The sequence below is a fragment of the Lactobacillus sp. genome, assembly GCF_051893255.1.
Classification (GTDB): domain Bacteria; phylum Bacillota; class Bacilli; order Lactobacillales; family Lactobacillaceae; genus Lactobacillus.
The window spans coordinates 25,690-31,549 of record NZ_JBJFHB010000075.1; the positions used below are offsets into that span (position 1 = coordinate 25,690).

7 protein-coding genes are annotated in these 5,860 nt (G+C 49.8%); 1 reads left to right on the forward strand and 6 read right to left on the reverse strand.

Translation table 11 applies throughout. The features are described from left to right. Positions 1 to 39: 39 nt before the first annotated feature. The 4 genes from ACI4WN_RS07085 to ACI4WN_RS07100 are packed head-to-tail and all read right to left on the reverse strand — an operon-like array spanning position 40 to position 2,574. Positions 40 to 591, reverse strand: coding sequence for a GrpB family protein (locus ACI4WN_RS07085; RefSeq protein WP_439777575.1), 552 nt, complete (start codon positions 589 to 591; stop codon positions 40 to 42). A gap of 4 nt (positions 592 to 595) precedes the next feature. Further along, positions 596 to 1,351, reverse strand: a complete 756-nt coding sequence (locus ACI4WN_RS07090) for a class I SAM-dependent methyltransferase (RefSeq protein WP_439777576.1) — start codon at positions 1,349 to 1,351, stop codon at positions 596 to 598. A 32-nt stretch (positions 1,352 to 1,383) separates the two neighbouring features. Then, positions 1,384 to 1,551, reverse strand: coding sequence for a hypothetical protein (locus ACI4WN_RS07095; protein WP_439777577.1), 168 nt, complete (start codon positions 1,549 to 1,551; stop codon positions 1,384 to 1,386). A 36-nt stretch (positions 1,552 to 1,587) separates the two neighbouring features. After that, positions 1,588 to 2,574, reverse strand: a complete 987-nt coding sequence (locus ACI4WN_RS07100; RefSeq protein ID WP_439777578.1) for an HAD-IA family hydrolase — start codon at positions 2,572 to 2,574, stop codon at positions 1,588 to 1,590. A 111-nt stretch (positions 2,575 to 2,685) separates the two neighbouring features. Between ACI4WN_RS07100 and ACI4WN_RS07105 the strand changes: the two genes are divergently transcribed. Then, the gene (locus ACI4WN_RS07105) at positions 2,686 to 3,246 is read left to right on the forward strand and encodes an RNA 2'-phosphotransferase (RefSeq protein WP_439777579.1); all 561 of its coding nucleotides are present in this window, start codon (positions 2,686 to 2,688) and stop codon (positions 3,244 to 3,246) included. Here ACI4WN_RS07105 and ACI4WN_RS07110 read toward each other — a convergent pair. Continuing rightward, positions 3,243 to 3,821, reverse strand: a complete 579-nt coding sequence (locus ACI4WN_RS07110) for a histidine phosphatase family protein (RefSeq protein ID WP_439777580.1) — start codon at positions 3,819 to 3,821, stop codon at positions 3,243 to 3,245. The two genes, ACI4WN_RS07105 and ACI4WN_RS07110, sit on opposite strands and share 4 nt — an antisense overlap. A 156-nt stretch (positions 3,822 to 3,977) precedes the next feature. Then, the coding region (locus tag ACI4WN_RS07115) for a mucin-binding protein (RefSeq protein WP_439777581.1) at positions 3,978 to 5,860 on the reverse strand (1,883 nt) is incomplete at its 5' end.

Below are 5,860 nucleotides of genomic sequence, written 5' to 3' on the forward strand. Positions count from 1 at the left end.
TGATGAAAAAAGCGAAGAACCCCTAACCGAGTTCTTCGCTTATCTGTCAGCTTCAGCCAAAATCTCCTTAATTACGTCAGTCTTGGCGTCGGCGTACTGCTGGATATAATCCCAGTCACGCTTGACTAGCTCCCTTTTAGCATCCCCGTACCGTTTTTTGGCCTCAGGATGGCTTCTTAAATAGTCGCGGAAGCGAAGCATGCGCTCAGCTTCCGTGCAACCCTGGCTAAAAACGTGCAGGTTGACAGCAGGAATCTCCTTTTTAAACATCCGGTGCTCAAACCATCTTGGCTCCCGGATGCGCAAGGTATAGCCAAGTAGCTCAAGATAGGGCGTGTAGCTAGCCTCATCGCGAGAATCAGCGACCAGCAAGATCATGTCGATGATCGGCTTGGCTACTAGCCCTGGCACAGACGTGGAGCCAGCATGTTCCAGTTGATAATTGCCAGGCAAAACGGCCCTGATTTTTGTGGCTTCTTTTTCAAAAACTTTGGGCCAGGCAGAGTCGTATTCGCTTAAGTGGAGCTTTTTGCCCGGCAAATACTGGATTTTCCCCAGCGTTACTTTTTCCAGATATTCTTTTGATGACATTGCCCTATCCCTTCTTCACGCACCGCGTTGCCACAAAGGTCGGGATGTGGAGCTCATGCAGGTGTCCTTCGCCGTTAGTGTCCTCATAAAGGTCGGTCAAGGTCAGACCGGCTTTCAGCTGTCCGCCAATTTCCTCTTCCAGGCTGTGGGAGAACTGGACGCCGCTGTCGTCTTTTTCCAGCTGGGCCATTTGGTCCGGATTCTTCAGCGGGTTAAAAGGCATAATGTTCACGACTTCCGTCTCTTTTTCGTCAGCAAAAAAGTAGTTGATCCCGTTGTCAAAACCCATCAAAAAGGCGCCGCTAGGTGCCAGAACCCGCGCCACTTCGTTAAACATGCCCTGCAGCTCTGCAATGTAGCAGTTAGCGACTGGCTGGATGATCAGGTCAAAAGCGCCATCTTCAAAAGGCAGGGGCTTGGTCATGTCGGCCTTGACGATCTCGATGTCGTAGCCTTCCCGCTCCGCTACTAGCCGCTCGCTCTCTAGCTGCTGGTCAGAATAATCCAGTACCGTGCACTTGGCCCCAACCGCAGACAAAATTGGCATCTGCTGGCCGCCGCCACTGGCTAGCCCTAAGACCTTTTTGCCCTTGAGATCCCCTAGCCAGTCTTTTGGCACAGGCTTGGTCGGCGTCAGCAAGATGTCCCAGTCGCCCTTTTGGGCCTGTACAAAAGTCTCATGATCAACTGGCTTGCCCCATTCCCAGCCTTCTTTAACCCAGCGGTCGATGGTTTCGGCGTTTACGTCTTGGTAGTTCATCTTTGCCCCCTTTTTTCTCTTAGTAAAAAATCTTAAATCAAAGCCTGCACGATGTAGGCGACCTGCCAAAAGGAAAAGAGGTTGTTCAGGTCGTCGACTACATGGTAGAAGAGGCAGCCTTGAGTCAACGTTGCCTCTAGCAGAGTCAGGCTGATGTAAATCAGCAAAAACATGATGTTAATCTTGAAAAATTGTTGCACTTCTAATCCCACTTTACATATGCAAATTTATGTTAGTTACTTGACGTCTTCATAGCCAGGTTTGGTCAAAACGTGCTTGGCATATGAGCAAGTCGCACCTACCCGCTTGCCTTTGGCCCGGGCCTGGTCAACTAAGCAGTCTACCAGCTGGCGGGCATAGCCCTTGCCGCCGTAAGCCGGATCTACGACTGTCTTGACGATGATCCAGTGGTCGCCTTTTTCTTCATAAAGGCACTGGCCGACCAGCTTGTCTTCGTCATATAAAGTTGCGCGCTTTTCGCTTTCTTCGTATACAAGTTTCATGTTATCACCTAAAATTGCCTTCTCTAGTTCTTCTGCCGTGTCCACTAAGACAGTTGCGCCACGCTTTTTTAAAAAGTCGACGCTTCTAAAGCCCCAAGTGACGGCGATTTCGTCCATCTTGGAGTTGGCCGCGGTTTGAATGTCAATTTCAGAATCCCCGATGTAAACGCACTTGTCTAGTATAACGTTCAGGGCATCCACACAAGCCAAGGTCATGTCTGGCGCCGGCTTTCTGCGGATTTCGTCTTTTTGCCCCAAGGCAAAGTCAAAGTAGCCTGGGAAGAGGTCGCTGACTAATTTTTGGACGGCTTCGTCTGGCTTGTTAGATACAACCGCGACCTTAACGCCGGCTTGGCGCAGTTTTTTTAACAAAGATAAAATCCCTGGGAAAGGCCCCGTAGCCAGGTTGCAGTGGGCGGCATAATATGGCCGGAAAATGTCCAGCACCCGGTTAACTTCGTCTTCGGTCACGCTGGCCGGTACTTTTTCATTTTTAGTCCCAAAAGCCACTAGGTCTTCAAAGCTGGTCCCTGCTTCATAGGCCAGCGCCCGGCGAATAGCTACCACCACCCCGCTTCCGAAAAAGTTCTTAGTATGGAGCACTTCGTAGTCATGCCGGTGGCCGGTTTGCGCCATCGCGTAGTTCAAAGCGTTCGTTAAGTCTTCACTCGTATTTAAAATCGTCCCATCCATGTCAAAGATGGCGGCTTCATATTTCATTATTTTCACCTCGCTACCATTATACAACAGGGCGTCGGTTAAATTTACCGCCAGCGCATTTTTGCCTTATACTAATATTAAGAGAAAAAAGCGCTTAGAAAGAGGCTTATTATGCAAGACCGCAATGTATTTTTATCAAAAAAGATGTCCTATGCCTTAAGACACAACCCCGATAAGTACGGGATAGAGCTGGACGAATATGGCTATACGGACTTGGCCCACTTTATCAAGGCCTTAAACCGGATGCACCGTTTTGATCCGCCAGTGACGGAAGACGAAATCCGGCAAATGATGGCACAGGCTAATAAGAAACGCTTTGAGATCAAAAACGGCAAGATCTGTGCCCTCTACGGTCACTCGGTACCGGGGATCATTATTAGAAGCGAAGCTATGCCGCCCAAGGTCCTCTATCACGGGACGGCGCGGCGCTTTTGGCCTAGCATCAAGGAAAACGGCCTTTTGCCCATGGGCAGACAATACGTTCACCTATCAGCCGATCCCGCCATGGCCAAAGAGGTGGGCCTGCGCCGCGACAAACAGCCCGTCATCCTGCAAGTTGATGCTGAACGAGCTGCTAAAGACGGGATCAAGTTCTACTTTGCTAGTCAGGAAGTCTGGCTCTGCGACGAGATGCCAAGCAAGTACCTCAAGGTCTGGGATGGGAAAAATTAGTCAACTTGCGGGACGTAGATTTTTAACAAGGTAAACTTGCCTGCGTGATATTCCAACTTTAAGATGGCGCAGTTGGGCAACTTGGCCTCTAAAGGACAGTGGCTAGTATCAACTTTGGTCATGACAAAGTTTGCGATGGCACCGGCGTGGGAAACAGCCAGAACATTTTTAGCATCGGCTGGCTCCATGGTCTTCTTGAGCGTCTTTTCCATTCGGTCAGACAGTTCCGTCTCAGACTCGCCGTCAAAATGGGCATAGTAGTCGCCAAAAGGATAGCCTGGGTGGAGAAACTCGTCCATGGCCTCAAAACGGCCAAAATTCATCTCCTTGAGCCCCTTTAGTCGCTGATATGGGTATTTGCCCTTCGTAGCAATTTCCAGGGTATCACAGGCCCGCTCGCTGGTGCTGGAGTAACAATAGTCAAAGTTTACGTCTAGGTCTTCCAGAATTTTGCCAGCAGCTTGGGCTTGCTTGATGCCAAGGTCAGTCAAAGGTGAATCGCACCAGCCTTGAATTTTGTGTTCGACGTTAAACAGGGTTTGACCGTGGCGCATCAGATAGAGTGTTTTAGTCATTTTTACTCTCCTTTTTGATTGCTTTTTCACTACTTGCATAGCTTAATTATATTACAGGTAAGCGCTTTTACCAAGTGGCTGAAAATATTAGAGAAAAGAAAAACAGGATTCTGAAAGATTCAGAATCCTGCTTTTTTAATGCTCATTTAAAAGCGATTAGTGCTTTTTACGCTTAGTGAAGGCACCGAGCAGACCGGCACCGATCGTTAAAGCGGCGCCCATAAGGCTGAGCAGTACGCTCTTTTCTTCGCTTTCGCCAGTTTGCGGAAGCTTAGTCTGGTTAGCAGTAAGCTTGGTCTTGTTCTTTTGGCCAGTGACCGTCTTAGCGGTTGCTTTAGGCACGCTAGGCGTTGCTGGCTTAGAAGGAACCTCTGGCGTAGATGGCGTCGCTGGAGTGGTTGGCTGCACTGGCGTCGCCGGCTGAGTTGGTTCGCTAGGCGTTGCTGGCTTAGAAGGAACCTCTGGCGTAGATGGCGTCGTTGGAGTAGTTGGCTGGGTCGGCTCACTCGGCGTGGTTGGCTGTTCCGGAGTAGTTGGAGTCTCTGGTTCAGTTGGCGTAGTCGGTTGTTCTGGTTCTGATGGAGTTACCGGTTCAGAAGGAACGGTTGACTTTTGCGTGTAGACCACGTAAGTGTTGGCACTTGGGTCAGCTGGAGTGATCGTCTCCCCTACTGTCTTGCCTTGTGGCTCGTAGCCGTCAACGCTTGGCACCGTGACTGCTAGGACCTTGGTTGGATCGGCTGGATCAGTGGTGTATTGGGTTTGCGTAGTCCCGGCGAGCTGTTGACCGTTTTGGTCGACCAGGATCAGGGAACCATTTTTAGCATAAGTTACGGTAGTTTCGACAGTTGGCTGGTCTGGGGATGCAGTTATGCCGCCGGCTTGCGCTTGGTCAGCGTGGTAGCCGTTAACGACTGGGGTTTGAACAGCCGTAAAGGCAGCCGTGCCAGTCCATGGGTCGGTCTTAACCGTTTCGCCAGTTACCTGGTCAACGTAGGTGGTTTGCTTGAAGGCATCCTTAACTACCTGGGTTTGGTCAGGAACGGCTTCGTCCAGACCTTGGTAGTGGATGATTTGGGTAGCGTCTTTGGTAGCGACAGTTTCCTTGATGCCGTGCTTCAGAGTAACGGTGCAGACTTGGTCGGTCTTGGCATCCATGTCAAAAGTGGTTCCGGCAGTGAAGCCGTCATTTACAAGAACGTAGCCCTTTTCTTCTAATGACTTGATCGTGTCAGCGGTGCTGTAGACGATTGTTGACTTGGAAGTACCGGTCAGGTCACCTGAGTTGGCAACTTCTGCACCATTGTTGTCTTCGTCAACGAAGACAACGCGAGCGGTTTGTTTGTCAGCCGTGTAAGTAACAGTTACAGTGTTGGTCTTATCACCGTTGAAGTCTGGGGTTACTTCTGAAGAAGCAACTTCGGTCTTGTCTGGGGTGAGGCCTTCAACTGCAGGCACTTGCACGGTAGTGAAGTTTTCGCTATCAACGTTGTCCCAAGTAATGTTTCCAGTTACGAGATCCTTAGTCCCAGTTTGAGTGAAGCTCAAAGTTTGGGTTGAGTCTGCTGGCTTGTCGAAGCCTTCTGGAACGACGTAAGTTACAGTTTGGGTTACGTTTTGCGTTCTAGAAGCAGCTTCTTGACCATGCTTGAGGACAACTGTAAATACTTGGTCAACACTTGAATCAGTGTCAAAGCTTGCGTTGGATGGGAAGCCATCGGTTACGAGTACGTAGCCTTTTTCTTCCAAAGCCTTGATCGTATCAGCAGTACTGTAGGCGATTGTGCCCTTAGATACACCAGTCAGGTCACCGGAGTTGGCAACTTCTACACCATTGTTGTCCTTGTCGACAAAGACAACGCGAGCGGTTTGCTTGTCGGCGGTGTAAGTTACCGTTACAGTGTTGGTCTTGTCACCATTGAAGTCTGGGGTTACTTCTGATGAAGCAACTTCAGTCTTGTCTGGAGTGAGGCCTTCAACTGTAGGTACTTGAACTGCAGTGAAGCTTTGGCTATCAACGTTGTCCCAAACGATATTTC